Source organism: Streptomyces albofaciens JCM 4342 (assembly GCF_008634025.1).
Lineage (GTDB): Bacteria > Actinomycetota > Actinomycetes > Streptomycetales > Streptomycetaceae > Streptomyces > Streptomyces albofaciens.
Window position 1 is genome coordinate 604,981 of the sequence record NZ_PDCM01000001.1, and the last position, 20,356, is coordinate 625,336.

22 protein-coding genes are annotated in these 20,356 nt (G+C 70.3%); 15 read left to right on the forward strand and 7 right to left on the reverse strand.

Annotation, left to right across the window (positions count from 1 at the left end; translation table 11 throughout):
- Window positions 1–3 precede the first annotated feature (3 nt).
- From CP973_RS02855 to CP973_RS02885, 7 genes are all read left to right on the forward strand, one after another.
- Entirely contained in the window at window positions 4–684 is a 681-nt protein-coding gene (locus CP973_RS02855; protein WP_150237285.1) for a histidine phosphatase family protein, read from the forward strand.
- Between the two features lie 204 nt (window positions 685–888).
- Complete coding sequence (locus tag CP973_RS02860) at window positions 889–2,112, forward strand: polysaccharide deacetylase family protein (RefSeq protein ID WP_150237287.1); 1,224 nt, start codon at window positions 889–891, stop codon at window positions 2,110–2,112.
- A 255-nt stretch (window positions 2,113–2,367) separates the two neighbouring features.
- A complete protein-coding gene (locus tag CP973_RS02865) occupies window positions 2,368–2,982 on the forward strand; it encodes a TlpA family protein disulfide reductase (protein ID WP_150237289.1) in 615 nt (204 codons plus the stop codon).
- 4 nt (window positions 2,983–2,986) lie between these two features.
- Window positions 2,987–3,751, forward strand: a complete 765-nt coding sequence (locus CP973_RS02870) for a cytochrome c biogenesis CcdA family protein (RefSeq protein WP_150237291.1) — start codon at window positions 2,987–2,989, stop codon at window positions 3,749–3,751.
- A 3-nt stretch (window positions 3,752–3,754) separates the two neighbouring features.
- Window positions 3,755–5,701 carry a cytochrome c biogenesis protein ResB gene (gene resB / locus CP973_RS02875; RefSeq protein WP_150237293.1) on the forward strand — a complete coding sequence of 649 codons (1,947 nt, stop codon included), beginning with the start codon at window positions 3,755–3,757 and terminating at the stop codon, window positions 5,699–5,701.
- Window positions 5,698–6,792, forward strand: a complete 1,095-nt coding sequence (gene ccsB, locus CP973_RS02880) for a c-type cytochrome biogenesis protein CcsB (protein WP_150237295.1) — start codon at window positions 5,698–5,700, stop codon at window positions 6,790–6,792. Before resB ends, ccsB begins: the two co-directional genes overlap by 4 nt.
- Window positions 6,793–6,961: 169 nt before the next feature.
- Window positions 6,962–7,486, forward strand: a complete 525-nt coding sequence (locus CP973_RS02885) for an SRPBCC domain-containing protein (protein ID WP_150237297.1) — start codon at window positions 6,962–6,964, stop codon at window positions 7,484–7,486.
- A 12-nt stretch (window positions 7,487–7,498) separates the two neighbouring features.
- Here the strand turns inward: CP973_RS02885 and CP973_RS02890 are convergent, their stop codons facing one another.
- The 4 genes from CP973_RS02890 to CP973_RS02905 form a co-directional block, all read right to left on the reverse strand.
- Complete coding sequence (locus CP973_RS02890) at window positions 7,499–8,122, reverse strand: DUF4291 domain-containing protein (RefSeq protein WP_150237299.1); 624 nt, start codon at window positions 8,120–8,122, stop codon at window positions 7,499–7,501.
- A gap of 51 nt (window positions 8,123–8,173) precedes the next feature.
- Window positions 8,174–9,172 (reverse strand): isopenicillin N synthase family dioxygenase, encoded by a 999-nt coding sequence (locus CP973_RS02895; RefSeq protein ID WP_244409249.1) that lies wholly within the window; start codon window positions 9,170–9,172, stop codon window positions 8,174–8,176.
- Window positions 9,165–9,593 (reverse strand): nucleoside deaminase, encoded by a 429-nt coding sequence (locus CP973_RS02900; protein ID WP_150243051.1) that lies wholly within the window; start codon window positions 9,591–9,593, stop codon window positions 9,165–9,167. Before CP973_RS02900 ends, CP973_RS02895 begins: the two co-directional genes overlap by 8 nt.
- A 270-nt stretch (window positions 9,594–9,863) precedes the next feature.
- A complete protein-coding gene (locus tag CP973_RS02905; RefSeq protein WP_150237300.1) occupies window positions 9,864–10,283 on the reverse strand; it encodes a PLD nuclease N-terminal domain-containing protein in 420 nt (139 codons plus the stop codon).
- Window positions 10,284–10,370: 87 nt separating this feature from the next.
- Between CP973_RS02905 and CP973_RS02910 the strand changes: the two genes are divergently transcribed.
- Together CP973_RS02910 and mqnP are read left to right on the forward strand one after the other, a co-directional pair.
- Window positions 10,371–11,828, forward strand: a complete 1,458-nt coding sequence (locus CP973_RS02910) for a menaquinone biosynthesis decarboxylase (protein WP_150237302.1) — start codon at window positions 10,371–10,373, stop codon at window positions 11,826–11,828.
- Between the two features lie 2 nt (window positions 11,829–11,830).
- Window positions 11,831–12,757 (forward strand): menaquinone biosynthesis prenyltransferase MqnP, encoded by a 927-nt coding sequence (gene mqnP / locus CP973_RS02915; RefSeq protein WP_150237304.1) that lies wholly within the window; start codon window positions 11,831–11,833, stop codon window positions 12,755–12,757.
- Window positions 12,758–12,880: 123 nt separating this feature from the next.
- Here the strand turns inward: mqnP and CP973_RS02920 are convergent, their stop codons facing one another.
- On the reverse strand, window positions 12,881–13,486 hold the full coding sequence (locus CP973_RS02920; RefSeq protein ID WP_150237306.1) for a rhomboid family intramembrane serine protease: 606 nt from the start codon (window positions 13,484–13,486) through the stop codon (window positions 12,881–12,883).
- Window positions 13,487–13,566: 80 nt separating this feature from the next.
- Between CP973_RS02920 and CP973_RS02925 the strand changes: the two genes are divergently transcribed.
- Complete coding sequence (locus CP973_RS02925; RefSeq protein ID WP_244409250.1) at window positions 13,567–14,325, forward strand: UbiX family flavin prenyltransferase; 759 nt, start codon at window positions 13,567–13,569, stop codon at window positions 14,323–14,325.
- Here the strand turns inward: CP973_RS02925 and CP973_RS39820 are convergent.
- Window positions 14,322–14,459, reverse strand: a complete 138-nt coding sequence (locus CP973_RS39820; protein ID WP_003986104.1) for a hypothetical protein — start codon at window positions 14,457–14,459, stop codon at window positions 14,322–14,324. The genes CP973_RS02925 and CP973_RS39820 overlap by 4 nt on opposite strands.
- Window positions 14,460–14,589: 130 nt before the next feature.
- Here CP973_RS39820 and CP973_RS02930 point away from each other — a divergent pair, with 130 nt between their 5' ends.
- The 5 genes from CP973_RS02930 (at window position 14,590) to CP973_RS02950 (ending at window position 19,199) form a co-directional block, all read left to right on the forward strand.
- Window positions 14,590–15,045, forward strand: coding sequence for an Lrp/AsnC family transcriptional regulator (locus tag CP973_RS02930; RefSeq protein WP_003986103.1), 456 nt, complete (start codon window positions 14,590–14,592; stop codon window positions 15,043–15,045).
- A gap of 155 nt (window positions 15,046–15,200) precedes the next feature.
- The gene (gene mqnE, locus CP973_RS02935; RefSeq protein ID WP_150243055.1) at window positions 15,201–16,367 is read left to right on the forward strand and encodes an aminofutalosine synthase MqnE; all 1,167 of its coding nucleotides are present in this window, start codon (window positions 15,201–15,203) and stop codon (window positions 16,365–16,367) included.
- A gap of 29 nt (window positions 16,368–16,396) precedes the next feature.
- A complete protein-coding gene (locus tag CP973_RS02940) occupies window positions 16,397–16,921 on the forward strand; it encodes a GNAT family N-acetyltransferase (protein WP_150237308.1) in 525 nt (174 codons plus the stop codon).
- 126 nt (window positions 16,922–17,047) lie between these two features.
- The gene (locus CP973_RS02945) at window positions 17,048–17,338 is read left to right on the forward strand and encodes a DUF4229 domain-containing protein (protein WP_150237310.1); all 291 of its coding nucleotides are present in this window, start codon (window positions 17,048–17,050) and stop codon (window positions 17,336–17,338) included.
- 502 nt (window positions 17,339–17,840) lie between these two features.
- Window positions 17,841–19,199, forward strand: a complete 1,359-nt coding sequence (locus tag CP973_RS02950; RefSeq protein WP_150237312.1) for a dicarboxylate/amino acid:cation symporter — start codon at window positions 17,841–17,843, stop codon at window positions 19,197–19,199.
- 187 nt (window positions 19,200–19,386) lie between these two features.
- Here CP973_RS02950 and CP973_RS02955 read toward each other — a convergent pair whose 3' ends face one another.
- Window positions 19,387–20,274, reverse strand: coding sequence for an alpha/beta fold hydrolase (locus tag CP973_RS02955; RefSeq protein WP_150237314.1), 888 nt, complete (start codon window positions 20,272–20,274; stop codon window positions 19,387–19,389).
- Window positions 20,275–20,356: the final 82 nt, after the last annotated feature.

Genomic DNA, 20,356 nt, shown 5'->3' on the forward strand with positions numbered 1-20,356 from the left:
GACATGAACAGCGAAGACATCACCGTCGTCCACCTGATGCGGCACGGCGAGGTGCACAACCCCGACGGCGTGCTGTACGGGCGGCGGCCCGGCTACCACCTCTCCGAGCTGGGCCGGGCCATGGCCGACCGGGTCGCCGAGCACCTGGCGGGACGGGACGTCACGCACGTCGTGGCGTCCCCGCTGGAGCGGGCGCAGGAGACCGCGACGCCGATCGCCAAGGCGCACGGCCTCGACCTGGCCACCGACGAACGGCTGATCGAGGCGGCCAACGTCTTCGAGGGCAAGACCTTCGGGGTCGGCGACGGCGCGCTGAAGAAGCCGGGGAACTGGAAGTACCTGACCAACCCGTTCCGGCCGTCGTGGGGCGAGCCGTATCTGGAGCAGGTCGTACGGATGATGGCGGCGCTCGGCGCGGCGCGCGACGTGGCCCGCGGGCACGAGGCGGTCGCGGTCAGCCACCAGCTGCCGATCTGGGTCGTGCGCAGCTTCGCGGAGCGGCGGCGGCTGTGGCACGACCCGCGCAAGCGGCAGTGCACGCTCGCCTCACTGACCTCGTTCACGTTCCGCGGCGACAAGATCATTTCAGTGGGTTACAGCGAGCCGGCGCTCGATCTGGTGCCGGCGCACCTGCGGGCGGGCGCCAAGCCGCAGGCGGGCAAATCCAAGGCGTTCGGAGCGTAACCTCCGGCCGGTTTCTCGCATCCTGTTGCGTGAGGGACGCGAGGGTCCGGTGTTACCAGTGTTGGCAATGTGACGCAGGGTCGACAAAAAGTAAAATAATAAAATTGCACTAATAGCCCGGAACCTCCGTGTTCGCCAGAACCTCTTACCCGATGTCCGTTTATACGGATATTGAGTGTGACGAGTACGGATGGGGACGACGGTATGCGCGCGATCAGTCGGCGGAACCTGCTGGGCATGGGAGTGGGGGCGGCCGCGGCGCTCGGCGTCGCGGGCTGCTCCTCCGACTCCGGCTCGGGTTCCGGGTCCGGCAACGGCAAGAACGGCGTCCAGGCGAAGGCCAAGCCGATCGGCGACGGCTCGACGGCCGACGCCGGCCCGCAGCCCAACCAGCCGGACAAGCCGCGCCGGCTGGAGCCGGGCGAGACCCCGCCGCAGTTCGTGATCTTCTCGTGGGACGGGGCGGGAGAGGTCGGCAACGGCCTCTTCCCGCGCTTCCGCAAGCTGGCCAAGGACCACAACGCGGCGATGACCTTCTTCCTCTCCGGGCTGTACTGCCTCCCGGAGTCCAAGAAGCACCTCTACCGCCCGCCGAACAACAAGGTCGGCGCCTCCGACATCGGCTACCTCTCCGACGAGCACATCAAGGCGACGCTGAAGAACGTGCGGGAGGCGTGGCTGGAGGGCCACGAGATCGGCACCCACTTCAACGGGCACTTCTGCGGCGAGGCCCGCACCTCGGTCAAGCACTGGACCCCGGCCCAGTGGCAGTCCGAGATCGACCAGGCCAAGGACTTCGTCAAGAAGTGGCGCACCAACACCGGCTTCACCGACCTGGAGCCGCTGCCGTTCGACTACGAGAAGGAGCTGGTCGGCGGCCGTACGCCGTGCCTGCTCGGCCAGGACAACCTGCTGCCCACCGCCAAGAAGCTGGGCTGGCGCTACGACGCCAGCTCGCCGGGCGGCGTGCAGCGCTGGCCGAAGAAGAAGATGGGCATCTGGGACTACCCGCTCCAGCAGATACCTTTCCCGGGGCACCGCTTCGAGGTCCTCTCGATGGACTACAACATCCTCGCCAACCAGTCGAAGAACTCCACCAAGGGCCCGCCCGCCAACTACCCGGGCTGGCGCAAGGAGGCCACCGGCGCCTACATCAAGGGCTTCGAGCGGGCCTACGAGACCAACCGCGCGCCGCTGTTCGTCGGCAACCACTTCGAGCAGTGGAACGGCGGCATCTACATGGACGCCGTCGAAGAAGCGCTGAAGCACATCGCCGACGAGAAGCGCAAGGACGTGCGGCTGGTCTCGTTCCGCCAGTTCACCGACTGGCTGGACGCGCAGGACCCCAAGGTCGTGGCCAAGCTCCAGGGCCTGGGCGTGGGCCAGAAGCCGGCCGGCGGCTGGAAGGCGTTCCTGTCGGGGGCCTGAGAGGTGTGCGGATACGGGCCGGGGCGGCGCGCTCCGGCCCGTATGCGCGCTTCGGCCCGCAGGGCTCGCCCGGCCCGTACGCGCGCTTCGGCCCGCAGGGCCCGCCCGGCCCGTACGACTCGTCCGGCCCGTATGCGCGCTCCGATCCGTAGAACTCGCCCGGCGTCAACCCCCTGACGTGCCCGGACACCGCGGACACGGACCCGGCGAGGGGGGTGCGGAAGATCCGTAACCGCCCCATGCGAAACTTTTCACATGAGTGCCTGCCGCGTCCCCCGACGACTCGCCAGTCATCGCCGCACCGCCCTGTTCGCCACAGGCGCCGCGCTCGCGGCGCTGACGCTGGCCGCCTGCGGCGAAGGCCGCTCGGGCGGCTCCGAGCAGACCCAGTTCGTCGAGGGCAAGGACGGCGTCGAGCGGGTCGCGAAGGCGGACCGCAAGCCCGTACCCGAGATCTCCGGCGAGACCACCCAGAGCGCGAAGCTGGACATCGCGGACTACAAGGGCAAGGTCGTCGTCCTCAACGTCTGGGGATCGTGGTGCGCCCCCTGCATCGCCGAGGCCCCCAACTTCGCCAAGGTCGCGAACGAGACCAAGGACAAGGGCGTCCAGTTCGTCGGCATCAACACCCGTGACTCGCAGAAGTCCCAGGCGGTCAGCTTCGAGGAACAGCACAAGGTGCCGTACCCGAGCCTGTTCGACCCGACCGGCAAGCTGATGCTGCGCTTCCCCAAGGGCAGCCTCAACCCGCAGGCGATCCCCTCCACCATCGCCGTGGACCGGCAGGGGAAGATCGCGGCGCGGTCCATCGGCCCGCTCAGCGAGGACGAGCTGCGCAAGATGCTCCAGCCGCTGATCGACGAGAAGTGATCACGTGATCTCCCTCGCCGCCGCCACCGGCCCCGCCGCCACCATCACCTCGGGCGCGCTGCTGCTCGCCGTGCCCGTCGCCCTCCTCGGCGGCCTGGTCTCCTTCTTCTCGCCCTGCGTGCTGCCGCTCGTACCCGGCTACATGTCCTACGTCACGGGCGTGACCGGAGCGGACCTCGCCGAGGCCAAGCGCGGCCGGATGCTGGCCGGCGCCTCCCTCTTCATCCTCGGCTTCACCGCCGTCTTCGTCTCCACCGGCGCCCTCTTCGGCTACTTCGGCGGCCGGCTCCAGGAACACCTGAGCCTGCTCAACAAGATCCTGGGCGTCCTGCTGATCCTGCTCGGCCTGGCCTTCGCCGGTGTCCTGAAGAACTTCGGCCAGCGCGAGCTGCGCTTCCACAAGAAGCCCGCCATGGGTCTGGCCGGCGCGCCGGTGCTCGGCGTCCTCTTCGGCGTCGGCTGGACGCCGTGCCTGGGCCCGACGCTCACCGCGGTCAGCTCGCTCGCCCTCGACCAGGCCAGTGCCGGGCGCGGCGCCCTGCTGACGGTGGCCTACTGTCTGGGACTGGGCCTGCCCTTCATCGCCGTCGCCCTCGCCTTCCGCAAGGTGCTCGGCGCCTTCGGCTGGGTCAAGCGCCACTACGTGTGGGTGATGCGGCTCGGCGGCGGCATGATGGTCGCGCTGGGCGTCCTGCTCCTCACCGGCGCATGGGCCGACATGATGTCCGGCCTGCAGAGCTGGACCAGCAGCTTCACCCCAGGGATCTGATTGATGGCCTCCAAGACCGACACCCCCCGCGACGCCGACGACGCCGAGGTCGGCGCCGCGGGCTCGCAGCTGTCCACCGCGCCCGAGGAAGAGGCCTCCGACGGGGGCGCCGAGGGGGTCTCCCTCCCGTCCCTGGGGCCGGTCGGCTGGGCCCGGTGGTTCTGGCGGCAGCTGACCTCGATGCGGGTCGCGCTGATCCTGCTGTTCCTGCTCTCGCTCGGCGCCATCCCCGGCTCGCTGGTCCCGCAGACCAGCATCGACCCGACCAAGGTCGAGCAGTTCCGCACCGACCACCCGACGCTGGCACCGCTGTACGACAAGCTGGGCCTGTTCCACGTCTACAGCTCGGTGTGGTTCTCCGCGATCTACCTGCTGCTGTTCATCTCGCTGATCGGCTGCATCGTGCCGCGCTCGTGGCAGTTCGTCGGCCAGCTGCGCGGCCGCCCGCCGCGCGCCCCGCGCCGGCTGACCCGGCTGCCCGCGTACACGACGTGGCGTACGGACCGGGAGCCCGGGGAGGTGCTCGGCGCGGCCCAGCGCCTGCTGAAGAAGCGCCGCTTCCGCGCCCACACCATCGATGACGCCGTCGCCGCCGAGAAGGGCTACCTGCGCGAGGCGGGCAACCTGGTCTTCCACGTCTCGCTGATCGTGATCCTGGTGGCGGTCGCCGTCGGCAGCCTGTGGAAGTCCGAGGGCGGCAAGCTGGTCGTCGAGGGCGACGGCTTCGCCAACAGCCTCACCCAGTACGACAACTTCAAGTCCGGTGCCTTCTACGACACCGACGACCTCGAACCGTTCGGTTTCTCCCTCAAGAGCTTCGACGCGTCCTACGAGCGCAGCGGCCCCCAGAAGGGCACCCCGCGCGAGTTCCGCGCCAACATCTCGTACTTCCAGGGCGCGGACGGCACGGAACACCAGGGCAAGATCGAGGTCAACCACCCGCTGGAGATCGCCGACTCCAAGATCTTCCTGCTCTCGCACGGCTACGCGCCGGTCGTCGAGGTCACCGACGGCCGCGGCAAGCAGGTCTACAGCGGCGCGGTGCCGTTCCTGCCGCAGGACATGCAGAACTACACCTCCACCGGCGTGGTCAAGGTGCCCAACGCGCAGACCGCCGACGGCAAGCGCAACCAGCTCGGCTTCTCGGGCTTCTTCGTGCCGACGTACGGCGGCAAGGGCTCCGGCTCGATGTTCTCCACGTTCCCCGCGCTGGACAATCCGCGGCTGACGCTGACCGCGTACCACGGTGACCTCGGTGTGGACTCCGGGCTGCCGCAGAGCGTGTACCAGCTGGAGAAGAAGAACCTCAAGCAGTACCAGCAGGACGGCCGCGCCGTCGCCCAGATGATGAAGCCCGGCGAGACCATGAAGCTCCCCGGCGGCGACGGCAGCATCAAGTTCGTCGGCGTCAAGCAGTGGGCCACCTTCCAGGTCTCCCACCAGCCCGGCAACGGCCTCGCCCTGATCGGCGCGATCGCCATCCTGATCGGCCTGGCCGGCTCGCTGTTCATCCAGCGCCGCCGGGTGTGGGTACGGGCCGTACGCGGCGCCGACGGCGTGACCGTCGTCGAGATGGCGGGCCTGGGCCGCAGCGAGTCCGCCCGCCTCCCGGAGGAACTGGCCGACCTGGCCGCCGCCCTGGAGCCGGACGCGCCGCTGGCGGCGGAGGCGGGCCCGGACGCAGCGGCGGATACGGCTGCGGACACCGGTACGGCCACCCAAGCCGGTACGGCTACGGATACCGATTCGGCTACGGATACCGGTACGGCCACGGAGGCGAGCGCGAAGCCCGTCCCCGCCCCGTCCCCGGCCGCCGATGAGAAGAAACCCACCCCCACCGGCCCCGAGAACGCGGCGAAGTCCACCGGCCCCACCGACTCCATCGGTGCAACCGGTTCCACGGACTCCGCCGATGATCCTGCCGATCCCTCCGAAGGAGCGCGCGCGTGAACATCGCTGCCGCAGCCACCAACGAGAACCTGGCCAGTATCAGCAACATGCTGATCTACTCGGCCATGGCCGTCTACACCCTCGCCTTCCTCGCGCACCTCGCCGAGTGGGCCTTCGGCAGCCGCAGCAAGGTCGGCCGCACGGCGGCGGCCCTGACCGCCACCGTGCCCGCCCCCGCCAAGGCCGCGGCGGCCCGCACGGCCGAGCAGGGCGGCGGCACCGCCGTACTGGAGCGCCCCAAGGTCGTCACCCGCGCCACCAACGGCAACCGGGACGTCCCGGACGGCCCGGGCGCCGCGGGCGGCACCGAGAAGGGCGACCTCTACGGCCGCATCGCCATCTCGCTGACCACCCTCGCGTTCCTGATCCACTTCGGCGGCGTCCTCACCCGCGGCCTGTCCGTGCAGCGTGCCCCCTGGGGCAACATGTACGAGTTCTCCACGACCTTCGGCATGGTCGCGGTCGCCGCGTACCTCGTCCTCCTCGCCCTGCGGAAGAACGTCCGCTGGATCGGCCTGCTGCTGACCGCCACCGTCCTGCTGGACCTCGGCGTGGCCGTCACCTGGCTCTACACCGAAAGCTCCCAGCTGGTCCCGGCCCTCCACTCGTACTGGCTGTGGATCCACGTCAGCTGCGCGATCATCTCCGGCGCCTTCCTCTACCTCGGCGCCGTCTCCACGCTGCTCTACCTCTTCCGCGACCGCTACGAGAGCAAGCTGGCCGACCCGAACGGCAAGAAGCCCGGCGCCTTCGCCACCTCCGTGATGGAGCGCCTGCCCGCCGCCGCCAGCCTGGACAAGTTCTCCTACCGCGTGAACGCCACGATCTTCCCCCTGTGGACCTTCACGATCATCGCCGGCGCCATCTGGGCCGGCGAGGCCTGGGGCCGCTACTGGGGCTGGGACTCCAAGGAAATCTGGTCCTTCGTCACCTGGGTCGCCTACGCCGCCTACCTCCACGCCCGCGCCACCGTCGGCTGGAAGGGCCGCAAGGCCGCCTACCTGGGCCTGTTCGCGTTCCTGACGTACATCTTCAACTACTACGTGGTGAATTACTTCTTCTCGGGGCTGCACTCCTACTCCGGGATCTGAGCCGGCGGCACACTCTGTGGTGGAACCTGGAACAGCCCGTGGTGGCGGACGGCCACCCCGTCACGTTCTGGCATGTGATCGAGGAAGGTCCCCGCAGCCTGCTCGGGAACCTGACCCGCCTGCCCCACCCCGACCTGCCGGACCCGGTGCCGTGCGCGATGGTGGCCTCATGGAGCGTTTGGAGAGCCCCGTCCCGTACGGCACCGCTGTTTCCACAGGTGACAGCCACACCCTCCGGTACGAGCTGCGTTTTCCCCAGGGTGTGGAGCGGGTCTGGGAGGCGGTGGCCACTCAGGAGGGGCTGCCGGGGTGGCTTGCTGTGGCGGAGCCGTTTGTGCGGCGTGAGGGTGGGCTGATCACGCTTCGGTGGCAGAACACCGATGAGAACGGGAATGCGACGGTGGCACCCGGCCGGGTGACCGGCTGGGGGCCGTTGCGGCTGGCCGAGTACACCGTCGATGTCCACGGCCGTATGCGGTTCGAGCTCCGGGACGACGGGACCGACGCCACCCGTCTGCGCTTCGCGAACGAGTTCACCGGTTCCGCCGCGTACCGCCTGGACTGTCTCGCCGGCTGGCACCACCATTTCGAGTTCCTCACCGACGCGCTCGACGGACGGCCCAAGGACTGGTCCACGTGGAACCTGGACCGGTGGCGGGAGCTGCGGGCCGACTACGCGGCCGCCGGGCAGTAGCGGCGGGAGCGGTCAGGCCGGTACGGGAGACAGGCCCGGGGTTTCCGCCGGCGCAGGGTAGGGGCGCTCTTCGGGGAGGAGGGCGGTCGCGGCCGCCGTGTCGCCCGCGCGCACCAGGGCGTGGATCTCATGGGCCAGTGGTGTGATGTCGCGGATCGCCACCGTCCACTCGTCGGCGTAGCGGCGGGAGGCGTCGCCCGCCAGGCCCAGCTGGAGGGAGCGGTGGGGGAGCGGAGCCAGGTGCAGGTCGCGTTCGGGGTCCCATTGGATGCGGGCGGGGGAGGTGAGGAGCTGCGCTTTCCAGGCGGCCCGGTCGGGGTGGACGGCGGGGTCGTAGTGGGACAGGCAGGCGTGGCGCAGGGCCCAGTCGAAGCCCGCGCGGTCGATCTCGATGGCGAGGACCCGTTCCTGGTCGGGCTTGGTGGCCCAGCCGCAGCGGTACATCATCCACAGGAACGACGGTTTGACCCACGTCATGCGCTCCCGCTTCCAGGCGGGCGGGAAGCGGCCGTCGCGGGCGGCGGGGAGGCCGAGGGACGGGGCGTACGCCTGGTAGACGGTGACCGTGGTGGCGGTGTGGGCGGCGCGGATGTGGCGCGTGGGTTCGGGGTGCCGGGGGTTTCGGTGATGACTCATGAGCCGTCAGTGTGTGGCGGCCGGAGGCGGAAGGGCCATCGATTTTCCCGGTCAGGTGCCGTCCGCGGTGATGGCGTCGAGCTGGGCGCGCAGATACGTGTGGGAGTCGGCCAGGGTGCCGATGCGGGTGCCGGGGTCGCACTCGTAGAAGTAGACGAGGGACATCAGCTCCTCGGTGGGGGCGTCGGGCGGGGGCGGCAGGACGCGGTGGCGGCCGGCGCGCCAGCGGCCGTCGGTCCAGCGGGCCATCAGGTCGCCGATGTTGACGGTGAGGGAGCCGGGGACGTACGGGGCGTCCTGCCAGCCGGTGCCGCCGTGCGCCGGGTCGGTCCAGACCTGGAGGCCGCCCTTGCCGTGCTGCCGGTCCAGGACCGTGACCGTGCCGAAGTCGGTGTGCGGGCCGATGCGGTACTGGCCGGGCAGCGCCTCGCCCACCGTCTCCGTGCCCGGGTACCAGTTGATGTTGAAGCCCCAGGTGGGGTGGGTGGTGTGGCGGGTGAAGCGGTCGGGGGCGGAGCCGAGCACGGTGGCGAGGAGTTCGAGGAGCCGGTCGGAGAGGGCGCGCAGGGCGGTCAGGAGATCCTGGACGTCGAGGCGGAGGGCCGGGACCTGGTGGGGCCAGATGTTGGGCAGGAACCACTCGGCGTCGACGGCCGGGTCGCCGGTCGGCTCCTCGGAGGCGAAGGACAGCGACTCCTTCAGGTCCGGCGGGGTCGCGGTGCCCTCGGCGGCGCCGTTGGCCTCGGCTCCGGGGCCCAGCCAGCCGCGCCCGCCGACCTCGGTGGCGTACGGCTGCTTCTCCGCGGCGGGCAGCGCGAAGAACGTACGGGCGGTGCGGCGGATGCGGGTGCGCAGGTCCGGGTCGAGGCCGTGGCCGGTGACGAGGAGGAAGCCGGTGGCGCGCAGGGCCGTATCGACGGCCGCGGCGGTCGCGCGGCGCGCGTCCGGGCCGTCCGACCGCCAGCGGGCGAGGTCGATGACGGGGATGGGGCCGTCGTCGGGCGCGGGCGCGCGGGCGGGGTCGGGCGCGGACGCAGGGGGCTCACTCATCGCCGATGTCCTCGTGCCACAGCTTGGGTCGGGCCGCGATGAACTCCCGCATCATGGCCGCGCACTCCGCGTCGTCCAGCAGCACGATCCGTACGCCGCTCTGCGCCAGCCAGCCGTGCCCGCCGTGGTACGTACGGGCTTCGCCGATCAGGACGCGCGAGATGCGGAACTGGCGGATCAGGCCGCTGCAGAACCAGCACGGGGAGAGGGTGGTGACCATCGTGGTGTCCCGGTAGTGGCGCTGCCGGCCGGCGGCGCGGAAGGCGGTGGTCTCCGCGTGCGCGGTGGGGTCGCCGTCCTGGACGCGACGGTTGCGGCCGCGTCCGAGGAGGGCGCCGTCGGGGCCGTACAGCGCGGCGCCGATGGGGATGCCGCCCTCGGCCAGCCCGGCCCGTGCCTCGGCGACCGCCGTCGCCAGCATCGCGCGCTCCAGGTCCTTCACGACGGCCACTCTCCTCGCCCGGGAGCGGTCCGGCAACGTACGCGCCGCGATCCGGCCGGTGAGTGAGGAGCGAGGGGGCGCGTGGGAGGGCCGTACGCCTCGGGCCTACGGCGCGCTGCGTACGGCCGTGCGCTCCGGTGGGCGGGGCGGCGGTGCGCTCCGGTGGGCGGGGCGGCCGTGTGCTCCGGTGGGTAGGTCGTCAGCTCTTTGACGGTGGGGCGGGGGCGTCCGCCCCTCGGCGGTGCGCCGTCAGCCCTTCGACGGCGGGGTGTTCCCCTCGCCGTCCGACGAACCGTTTTCCTTGCGCCGCAGCTCCTCCTCGCGGCGCCGCAGGTCCGCCTCCCAGTCCTTCAGGAGCGCCTCGTCCTTCTTGTTCTCGTCCTTGAGCGAGCGCAGGAACTCGGGGTTGTCGTCCGGCGCGACCCACTTCTGCGCCGGGCCGCGCCCGCCGCGGGGCCACGGCGCGCCGCCGCCGGCGGGTTCGCGCCGCGGGCGGCCGGCCACCAGCCAGGCGACCGGACCGATGAGGACCTCGCCGAACAGCAGGATGATGAAGACCCAGGCGATCTTCGGCAGGCCGCGGACCTGGTTCTCCGGCGTGTTCAGGCAGTCGATGAACGCGTAGATCCACAGCGCCAGGATCAGAAGGAACGGCAGATACCTGAGCATTGCGGAAGCAGCCCCCCTGTGCTGACGGGCGGGCCTCGCGGGGCCCGGTGACCCGTCCAGGGTAGTGCGTACCGGATACTGGACAGCATGGCTTATGACGATCTTCGCTCGTTCCTGCGCGCGCTCGACCGGGAGGGTGACCTCAAGCGCATCAAGGCCGAGGTCGATCCGCATCTGGAAGTCGGCGAGATCGTCGACCGGGTGCAGAAGGCCGGCGGCCCGGCGCTGCTCTTCGAGAACGTCAAGGGCTCGTCGATGCCGCTGGCCATGAACGTGTACGGCACCGACCGCCGGCTGCTCAAGGCGCTGGGCCTGACGTCGTACGACGAGATCAGCGAGAAGATCGGCGGGCTGCTCAAGCCGGAGCTGCCGCACGGCTTCGTCGGCGTGCGCGAGGCCTTCGGCAAGCTCGCGAACATGGCGCACGTCCCGCCGAAGAAGGTCAAGGGCGACAGCGCCCCGGTCCAGGAGGTCGTGCTCCAGGGCGACGAGGTGGACCTGGAGCGGCTGCCCGCGCTGTTCACCTGGCCGCAGGACGGCGGATCGTTCTTCAACCTGGGCCTGACCCACACCAAGCACCCGGAGACCGGCGTGCGGAACCTGGGCCTGTACCGCCTCCAGCGCCACGACAAGCGCACCATCGGCATGCACTGGCAGATCCACAAGGACAGCCGCAACCACTACCAGGTGGCCGCCAAGCGCGGCGAGAAACTGCCGGTCGCCATCGCCTTCGGCTGCCCGCCGGCCGTCACCTACGCCGCCACCGCGCCGCTGCCCGGCGACATGGACGAGTACATGCTCGCCGGGTTCGTGCAGGGCAAGCGCATCGAGATGGTGGACTGCAAGACCGTGCCGCTCCAGGTCCCGGCCAACGCCGAGGTCGTACTGGAGGGCTGGCTGGAGCCGGGCGAGATGCTGCCGGAGGGCCCCTTCGGCGACCACACCGGCTTCTACACGCCGCAGGAGCCGTTCCCGGCGCTGACCATCGACTGTGTGACGATGCGCCGGCGGCCGCTGCTCCAGTCGATCGTGGTGGGCCGGCCGCCGACCGAGGACGGCCCGCTGGGCCGGGCCACCGAGCGGTTCTTCCTGCCGCTGCTCAAGGTCATCGTGCCGGACATCGTGGACTACCACCTGCCCGAGTCGGGCGGCTTCCACAACTGCGCGATCGTCTCGATCGACAAGAAGTACCCCAAGCACGCCCAGAAGGTCATGCACGCCATCTGGGGCGCCCACATGATGTCGCTGACCAAGCTGATCGTCGTGGTCGACGCCGACTGCGATGTGCACAACCTGCACGAGGTGTCCTGGCGGGCCCTCGGCAACACGGACTACGCGCGGGACCTGACCGTCGTCGAGGGGCCGGTCGACCACCTCGACCACGCCTCGTACCAGCAGTTCTGGGGCGGCAAGGCGGGCATCGACGCGACGCGGAAGCTGCCCGAGGAGGGGTACACCAGGGACGGCGGCTGGCCGGAGATGGTCGAGTCGGACACCGCGACGGCGGCGAAGGTCGACCGCCGCTGGAAGGAGTACGGGTTCTAGACATGAGCGCCGATTCAGCGACACCGGATCTCTTCGCCCCCGAACCCGCACCGCCCGGCAAGGTCAAGGCCTTCCTGCGGCTGGTGATGATCGAACACTCGGTCTTCGCGCTGCCCTTCGCCTACATCGCCTCGCTGACCGCCATGCACCAGGTGGACAAGAGCATCCACTGGGTCGAACTGCTGCTGGTCACGGTCGCGATGGTGGGGCTGCGCACCTTCGCGATGGCCGCCAACCGCATCATCGACCGGGAGATCGACGCCCGTAACCCGCGCACCGCGGGCCGCGAGCTGGTCACCGGCGCGGTGTCGGTACGCTCCGCCTGGACCGGCGCGCTGATCGCGGTGGTCTTCTTCCTGGGCGCCGCGGCCCTGCTCAACCCGCTGTGCCTGGCGCTGGCGCCGATCGCCGTCATCCCGATGGTGGTGTATCCGTACGGCAAGCGCTTCACGAACTTCCCCCACGCGATCCTGGGACTGGCCCAGGCGATGGGCCCGGTCGGCGCGTGGATAGCCGTCACGGGGTCCTGGTCCTGGGACGCGGTGATCCTCGGCCTGGCCGTGGGCGTCTGGATCGGAGGCTTCGACCTGATCTTCGCCTGCCAGGACGTGCAGGCGGACCGGGCGCACGGCGTGAAGTCCGTACCGGCCCGCTTCGGCATCCCGGCGGCCCTGCACGGCGCCCGCGCCAGCCACGCCGTCACCACGGCGCTGCTGGTCTGGTACGCGCTCGCCACCCACGCCGGGGTGTTCTTCTGGCTCGGCCTGGTGATCGTCGTCGGCGCGTTCCTCTACGAGCACACCATCGTCCGCCCGCACGACCTCTCCCGGCTGAACCGGGCGTTCTTCCAGGTCAACGGCTTCATCGGGATCGCGCTGTTCGTCTGCGCGCTGCTGGACCTGTTCATACGGGGCCTGACGCCGGCCTGAGGCTCCGGGCGTGGGGCGCTGCGGGACGAAGGCTTCCCGAGCGCCCCGATGAGCGCCCTGATAAGCGCCCGGATGAGCGCCCCAACGAGTGCCCCGCGTATGCCTGGCCGGTGCCTGGCCGGCTTACGGTATCCGCCGTATCTCCCCCGGCAGCGGCGCCACGGCCGTCCGCTGCCGGAAGACGAACGCCGCCAGCACGCCGCCCACCAGCCCGAACAGATGGCCCTGCCAGCTGATGCCGTTGTCGGTCGGCAGCGCGCCCCACAGGATCGAGCCGTAGACCACGGCGACGAGCGCGCCGAGGGCGATGTCCAGTGGCTTGCGGTCGATGAAGCCGCGTATCAGCAGGTAGCCGAAGAGACCGAAGACGACGCCGGAGGCCCCGGCGGTGTTGCTGCCGGCGGGGGCGGTCAGCCAGACGCCCAGACCGCTGGTCAGCGCGATGAGCAGGGCGACACCGGCGAACCGGGCGAGACCGCTGCGCAGCGCGGCGAGGAAGCCCAGGAGCAGCAGCGGCAGCGTGTTCGCGGCCAGGTGGTCGAAGCCGAAGTGGATGAAGGCGGCGGGCAGCACATCGGCCAGCTCGCTCATCTCGCGCGGCTGTACGCCGAAGGTGTCCAGCGCGTTCCCGGAAGCGGCGTCGGCCATCTCCAGGACCCACAGCAGCGCGACCCAGCCCAGCATCAGCGCGGCGGCGGGCTTCGCACGCTCCAGCGCTCGCGTCATCATCCGCGGCACCTTCCTTTCCCCGTTCACTCCGACAAACGGCCGTGACCGGTCCGATGGTTCCGCCGGATAGGCTCGATCCCGTGGAACCGCAGGACAACAACCCCAGTCAGCCCGGTGTCACAAGGCCCGGCGGGCGCTCCGCCCGGCCGGCCGCCGGGTCCGCCGACGTTCCCCGCCGTCCTTGGGTGGTGGGGGTCTCGGGCGCGTCCGGCACGCCGTACGCGGCGTCCGTGGTGCGCGGCCTGCTCGCGGCCGGGGAGGCGGTGGACCTCGTGGTCAGCCGGGCCTCGCGGCTGACGCTGCTGGACGAGACGGGCATCTCCTTCCGGGACGCGCACTGGCGCGCGGACCTGCGGGAGTGGCTGGCGCTCGGCGCGGACGGCAAGCCGGGGACGTTCGCGATCACGGACGCGGACCTGGACCTGGTGCGGTACTGGCCGGCCGGTGACCTCGCGGCGGGTCCGTCGTCGGGTTCGTACCCCGTCAAGGGAATGCTCATCGTGCCGGCGAGCACGGCGTGTGTGGCCGGGGTGGCGCTGGGGCTGTCGAAGGACCTGCTCCAGCGGGTGGCGAGCGTGACGCTCAAGGAGCGCAGGAGGCTGGTGGTCGCGGTGCGGGAGACCCCGCTGAACGGGCAGACCCTCAAGCATCTGGTGACGCTGGACGAGGCGGGCGCCGTGGTGCTGCCCGCCTCTCCGGCGTTCTACGCGGGAGCGACGCACATCCAGGATCTGGTGGATTTCGTCGCCGGCCGGGTGCTGGACGCGGCGGATGTGCCGCACCGGCTCTACCGGCGGTGGGTGGGTGAGCTGGGCTCGGGCTCCAAGGAGGCGGACTAGCGCTTCTTGGCGGAGCCGTTGCGGCCGAAGCGGCGCTTGCCTTCAGCGGCGGCGGCAGGACGGTGGGCACGAGAACGATTGGCCAGGTCCTGCAGCTCGCGCATGCGGGCGTAGGCCATCTCGATCGAGTACACGGTGACTTCTCCTGTGAAAGATCGTCTTTGATCAACTGAGATTGACGGTTTACAGGGTCGCAGCCCCTGTATGCCTTAGATTCTACATGTAAAAGCCGGGATTGCAGAGCGAATGGAAGGTCAGGGGCGTATGGATGCCGTAGATAGGCAGCTCATCCAGGCACTGCGGGAGAACGGCAGGGCCTCGTACGCGGAGCTGGGCCGGCTCGTGGGCCTGTCCGGGCCCAGCGTCACCGACCGGATCAACCGCCTGGAGGCGGCCGGCGTGATCACCGGCTACCGGGCGACCGTCGACGCGGCCTCGCTGGGACTGGGCGTCACGGCCCTGGTCGGCATCTCCCTCTCGGACGCCGCCGACCACGAGGACGTGGCCATGCGGCTGCGCGACCTCGCGGAGATCGAGGACGCCTGGTTCATCGCGGGCGACGACTCGTACATGCTCAAGGTCCGGGTCAGCGACGTGGACGGGCTGGAGCGCACCATCCGCAGGCTGTCCGGCACCAAGGGCGTCTCCCGTACGCGGACCACCATCGTGCTCTCCACCAAGTGGGAGAACCGCGTCGGCGAGCTGCCCGAGGACGCGTAGGACCCCGCGTACGAAAAGCCGGACCCGCGCCGGAACGGCGGGCTCCCGGGCCGTACAGGCATGGGGGCCCGCCGGGGCCGGAAAACGGGGGAGTACGCTCGGTGAAGCCCGATTTTGGCAGAGATATGGGAGGCGACCGGACGATGACTGCATCCATGGATGTGGGTCTCAAGCGCGAGCTGGAGGACAAGGTCCGGTCCGGGGAGCGGCTGACCCGTGAGGACGGCATCGCCCTCTACGAGTGCGACGACCTGGCCTGGCTGGGCGGCCTCGCCCACGAGGTGCGCACCCGCAAGAACGGCGACGTCGTGCACTTCAACGTCAACCGTCACCTCAACATGACCAACGTGTGCACCGCCTCGTGCGCGTACTGCTCCTTCCAGCGCAAGCCCGGCGAGAAGGACGCGTACACGATGCGCATCGAGGAGGCCGTCCGCCTCGCCAAGGCGATGGAGGGCGACAAGCTCACCGAGCTGCACATCGTCAACGGCCTCCACCCCACCCTGCCGTGGCGCTACTACCCGCGCTCCCTCAGCGCCCTCAAGGAGGCGCTGCCCGACACCGTCTCCCTGAAGGCGTTCACCGCCACCGAGATCCACCACTTCGAGAAGATCTCCGGGCTGTCCGCCTCCGAGATCCTCGACGAGCTGATCGACGCCGGCCTGGAGTCGCTGACCGGCGGCGGCGCCGAGATCTTCGACTGGGAGGTCCGGCAGCACATCGTCGACCACGACACCCACTGGGAGGACTGGTCGCGCATCCACCGCCTGGCGCACGAGAAGGGCCTCAAGGGCCCGTGCACCATGCTGTACGGCCACATCGAGGAGCCCCGCCACCGCGTCGACCACGTGCTGCGCCTGCGCGAGCTCCAGGACGAGACCGGCGGCTTCCAGGTCTTCATCCCGCTGCGCTACCAACACGACTTCGTGGACATGAAGGACGGCAAGATCCGCAACCGCCTCCAGGCGCGCACCACGATGGCGACCGGCGCCGAGGCGCTGAAGACCTTCGCCGTCTCCCGGCTGCTGTTCGACAACGTCCCGCACGTGAAGGTCTTCTGGGTCATGCACGGCCTGCAGACCGCGCAGCTCGCGCTCCAGCACGGCGCCGACGACATGGACGGCTCGGTCGTCGAGTACAAGATCACGCACGACGCGGACAACTACGGCACGCCGAACAAGCTCACCCGCGACGACCTGCTGGACCTGATCCGCGACGCGGGCTTCCGGCCGGTCGAGCGCAACACCCGCTACGAGATCATCCAGGAGTACCCGGGCCCGGACGCGAACCGCCGCGAGGCCCCGCAGCCGATGCGGGTGTGAGCCCGGACAGGGCGGTCAGGAGCAGCGGCATGGACCTCCGCTTCGACTTGGACCCCGCCGTCACCCCGGAACTGGCCGACGGCATCCGTACGCTGTGGGCCGAGGTGTCCAACGCGGGCGGCGCCGTCGGCTACGTACCCCCGGTGACGCCCGAGGACGTACGCGGCGACCTGCTCGCCCACCTGGCGGCGATGTCCGAGGGGCACGCCCGGCTGATCGTGGGCCGCGACGGGCGGGGCCGGGTGCGGGCCACCGCGTTCCTCCACCTGAACACCCACCGCATCCACCGGCACTGGCTGTGGGCCTCCACGGTGATGGTGCACCCCGGCCTCCAGGGGCAGGGCGCGGGCCGTGCGCTGCTGACGGCCGTGGAGGAGGCCGCCCGCTCGATCGACGGCATCGAGGCCGTCCGGCTCACCTGCCGGGGCGGCAACGGCCTGGAGGACTTCTACCAGGCCTGCGGATACAAGGAAGTGGGCCGCGTGCCGTCGGCGATCAAGGTGGCCGACGACGACTACCGGGACGACATCACGATGTGGCGGGAGCTGACGTGACCGGGGCGTGCGGCGCCGCGGCGCGCCGCCTTCCGCTTTCGGGGCAGGGGCCCGGAAGATCACAAATCGGGCTGTGCTTGACTGGACGCAGACCCTTTCGGTTGTCGTCGTGAAGAAGGTCCGCCCGTGAGTAGCCAGAAGTTCGCCACGCTCCGCTACACCGCCCTGCGCCTGGGGATCTTCGTCGTGTGCTTCGCGCTGGTCTGGGTACTGGCGTACTTCCACATCATCCCGCTCGGCGTGGGCAGTTCCAACGCCATCTGGCTGCTGCTGCTCGCGATCGTGATCTCCGCGCCGCTGAGCTTCGTGCTGCTGCGCAAGCAGCGGGACGCGATGTCCGAGCAGATCGTGGCCAAGGTGGACCAGCAGAAGGCCCGCATCGCGGCCAACGCCCGCCAGGAGGACGGCCTCCTGTAACCCGGCGCGGGACGGACTCCCGTACCACCTGGTGCGGAACGGGCTCGGGCTCCCGCACCACCGGGTGCGGGACGGGCTCTCCCGTATCCACCCAGCGCGGAACGGACTCCCCGCACCCCCGGCGCCGTAACGCGCCGCACAGCCGACGGATGCCCCGTCGTGGAGAAAACCCCTCCACGGCGGGGCATCACGCGTCCCGCAGGACGATCCGGGCGTCTCGCACACCCCGCTCCCAAAGAATCTCTTTGGGTTCCCCAAAGTTCAAGTGTTAACGTGTTCGACATGAAGACAGCAGTAGCGCACCACCACACCACGGGCGTCCCGCTCGTGGCGCGCCTGCACGTCGATCTGTGCCGCTGTATGTCCGCGGCCTGTCGCCGCCGCTGATCCCAGCACGCAGCGGCCGGAGATCCCGTACGGATCGATACGGACCTCCCGTCTCCTGGCGCTGTGCGCCGTTCTCCCAACCTTTCGACGCCTGTCTGTCCCCGGAGTGTGTCCGTTGTCCACCACGTCTTCCGAGACCGGGCGGTCGCCCGAGACCGCCAGAACCTTCCGCATACCCAAGGTCCCGTTCTGGGCCCAGATCCTGCTCGGCCTCGTCCTCGGTGTGCTGCTCGGCTGGATCGCCAAGAGCGGCGACGTCTCCTGGCTGAAGACCACCCTCGACACCATCGGCCATCTCTTCGTCCAACTGCTCAAGCTGGCCGTGGCGCCGCTGGTCTTCTTCGCCATCCTGGTCTCGATCACCAACCTGCGGCAGGTCAACAACGCCGCCCGGCTGGCCACCCGCACCCTGCTGTGGTTCATGGTCACCTCGCTGATCGCGGTCGCCATCGGCATGGCGATCGGCCTGATCAGCAACCCCGGCGCGGGCACCGGCCTGACCCCCAAGGACGGCAAGCTCCCCGAGCACGCCGGCTCCTGGATCGACTTCCTGACCGGCATCGTCCCCAAGGACGTCATCACGCCCTTCACCGAGCTGAAGGTCATGCAGATCGTCTTCCTGGCGACGGTGGCCGGCATCGCGGCCCTGAAGCTGGGCGACCGCGCCGAACCGGTGCTGCGCCTGAGCCGCTCCGCGCTGGAGCTGCTGCAGAAGGCCCTGTGGTGGGTCATCCGGCTCGCCCCGATCGGCTCCCTCGGCCTGATCGGCTACGCCATCGCGGACTACGGCTGGGACCTGATCAGCAAGTACGCGACCTTCACCGTCGACATCTACGTCGGCTGCGCGATCGTGCTGTTCGGCGTCTACCCGCTGCTGCTGTCGGTCTTCGCCAAGGCCAACCCGCTGCACTTCTTCAAGGGCGCCTGGCCCGCCATCCAGCTGGCGTTCGTCTCCCGCTCCTCGGTCGGCACCATGCCGCTGACCCAGAAGGTCACCGAGCGCCTGGGCGTGCCGAAGGAGTACGCGTCCTTCGCGGTGCCCTTCGGCTCCACGACCAAGATGGACGGCTGCGCGTCGATCTACCCGGCGCTCGCCGCGATCTTCATCGCCCAGATCTTCGACGTGCACCTGGGCATCGGTGACTACGTCCTGATCGCCTTCGTCTCGGTCATCGGCTCCGCGGCCACCGCCGGCCTCACCGGCGCCACCGTCATGCTGACCCTCACCCTGTCCACCCTCGGCCTCCCCCTGGAGGGCGTCGGCCTGCTGATGGCCATCGACCCGATCCTGGACATGATGAGGACGGCCACGAATGTGGCGGGCCAAGTCGTCGTGCCGATCCTGGTCTCGGCCAAGGAGAAGATCCTCGACCGCGACGCGTACGACCGTGCCGCCGGTGTGGACCTGGAGGACGGCGCGGTGAGCGAGTCCGAGCAGAAGACGCCGGTCCCGGCGGCGGCTGCCGCGGGCTGAGCCGGACGCCGACCGCGCTCCACCCGGTGATGCGAACGCCGGACGGACCGGGGATTTCCCTGGCCCGTCCGGCGTTTTGCGTACGGGGACGGGAAGGGGACAGGGCAGGGGCGGGTCGGGTGCGGGGCGCGAACGGGTACGGGCGCGGATATGGGTTCGGGTGCGGCCCGTACGTACCCGTACGCCTTCAGCCAACCTCCCCCGTATGCGCCAGGATCGCCTTCGCCAGCGGCCCCTGTACCTCCGGCGGGAGCGCGTGGCCCATGCCCGGGATCTCCACGAGGGCCGCGCCCCGGATGACCTGGGCGAGGTGCTGGGGGTGCGGTGGTGGGAAGACCGGCTCGGCCGGGGCGGAGATGACGAGGACGGGCACCTCGTTGGCGGCCAGGGCCTCGGTGCGCAGCATTCCGGAGTGGTCGGCGCGGGAGGGGGCGGTGGAGACGTCGTAGCGGCCGGTGTGCTCGATGACGCGGCGCTCCAGGTCGCGGTAGTACCCGGCGTCGAACGGCAGCTGCCCGCCGCTCAGTACCCGCCAGTGCTCCACGCGCCGGTCGAGTTCGGCCTCCAGGCCGTGGTCCTCGACCGGGCGGGCCCACATCTCCAGTACCTCCGGCGCGATGCCGGGCAGTTCGTCGACGGGGACCTCGGTGCCGTCCGGGCGGGTGTACGGGGCGGTGCTCATCGCCGAGGTGCCCATCAGGGTGGCGCTGAGCACCCGGTCGGGGTGGTCGGCGAGGACGAGCTGGGTCAGCATTCCGCCGAGTGACAGCCCCACCAGGTGCGCCCGCTGGATGCCGAGGCCGTCGAGGACGCGGACGATGTCCTCGGCCATATCCGTGATGCGGTACGGCCGTTCGTCGAAGGACCAGGTGGAGCGGCCGGTGTCGCGGTGGTCGTAACGGATGACACGGTGCTGGACGGCGAGCGCGTCCACGAACGGCTCCGGCCAGCCGAGGCCGGAGGCCTGTGCGCCCATGACGAGCAGCAGTGGGGGCGCGTCGGCCGGGCCGCGCTGCTCGGTCCACAGGCGCACGCCCGGGGCCGCGTCCACGAACTGCTGGTGCGCCTGCTGCATGGCGGGGTCCTTCCGTCGAATCGAACGAGACGAGTCGTATCGTCTCGTGATGGAGGTGATCTCGTCAAGAGCGGTCGGGCAA

Coding starts and splice junctions, on each gene's coding strand:
- CP973_RS02905 (WP_150237300.1), bottom strand. CDS start 10,283: ATGCTCAGGTATCTGCCGTTCCTTCTGATCCTGGCGCTGTGGATCTAC.
- CP973_RS02890 (WP_150237299.1), bottom strand. CDS start 8,122: ATGAGTCATCACCGAAACCCCCGGCACCCCGAACCCACGCGCCACATC.
- CP973_RS02865 (WP_150237289.1), top strand. CDS start 2,368: ATGAGTGCCTGCCGCGTCCCCCGACGACTCGCCAGTCATCGCCGCACC.
- CP973_RS02955 (WP_150237314.1), bottom strand. CDS start 20,274: ATGCAGCAGGCGCACCAGCAGTTCGTGGACGCGGCCCCGGGCGTGCGC.
- CP973_RS02860 (WP_150237287.1), top strand. CDS start 889: ATGCGCGCGATCAGTCGGCGGAACCTGCTGGGCATGGGAGTGGGGGCG.
- CP973_RS02940 (WP_150237308.1), top strand. CDS start 16,397: ATGGACCTCCGCTTCGACTTGGACCCCGCCGTCACCCCGGAACTGGCC.
- mqnP (WP_150237304.1), top strand. CDS start 11,831: ATGAGCGCCGATTCAGCGACACCGGATCTCTTCGCCCCCGAACCCGCA.
- CP973_RS02885 (WP_150237297.1), top strand. CDS start 6,962: ATGGAGCGTTTGGAGAGCCCCGTCCCGTACGGCACCGCTGTTTCCACA.
- CP973_RS02895 (WP_244409249.1), bottom strand. CDS start 9,172: ATGAGTGAGCCCCCTGCGTCCGCGCCCGACCCCGCCCGCGCGCCCGCG.
- CP973_RS02855 (WP_150237285.1), top strand. CDS start 4: ATGAACAGCGAAGACATCACCGTCGTCCACCTGATGCGGCACGGCGAG.
- mqnE (WP_150243055.1), top strand. CDS start 15,201: ATGGATGTGGGTCTCAAGCGCGAGCTGGAGGACAAGGTCCGGTCCGGG.
- resB (WP_150237293.1), top strand. CDS start 3,755: ATGGCCTCCAAGACCGACACCCCCCGCGACGCCGACGACGCCGAGGTC.
- CP973_RS02910 (WP_150237302.1), top strand. CDS start 10,371: ATGGCTTATGACGATCTTCGCTCGTTCCTGCGCGCGCTCGACCGGGAG.
- CP973_RS02900 (WP_150243051.1), bottom strand. CDS start 9,593: ATGCTGGCGACGGCGGTCGCCGAGGCACGGGCCGGGCTGGCCGAGGGC.
- CP973_RS02930 (WP_003986103.1), top strand. CDS start 14,590: ATGGATGCCGTAGATAGGCAGCTCATCCAGGCACTGCGGGAGAACGGC.
- CP973_RS02920 (WP_150237306.1), bottom strand. CDS start 13,486: ATGATGACGCGAGCGCTGGAGCGTGCGAAGCCCGCCGCCGCGCTGATG.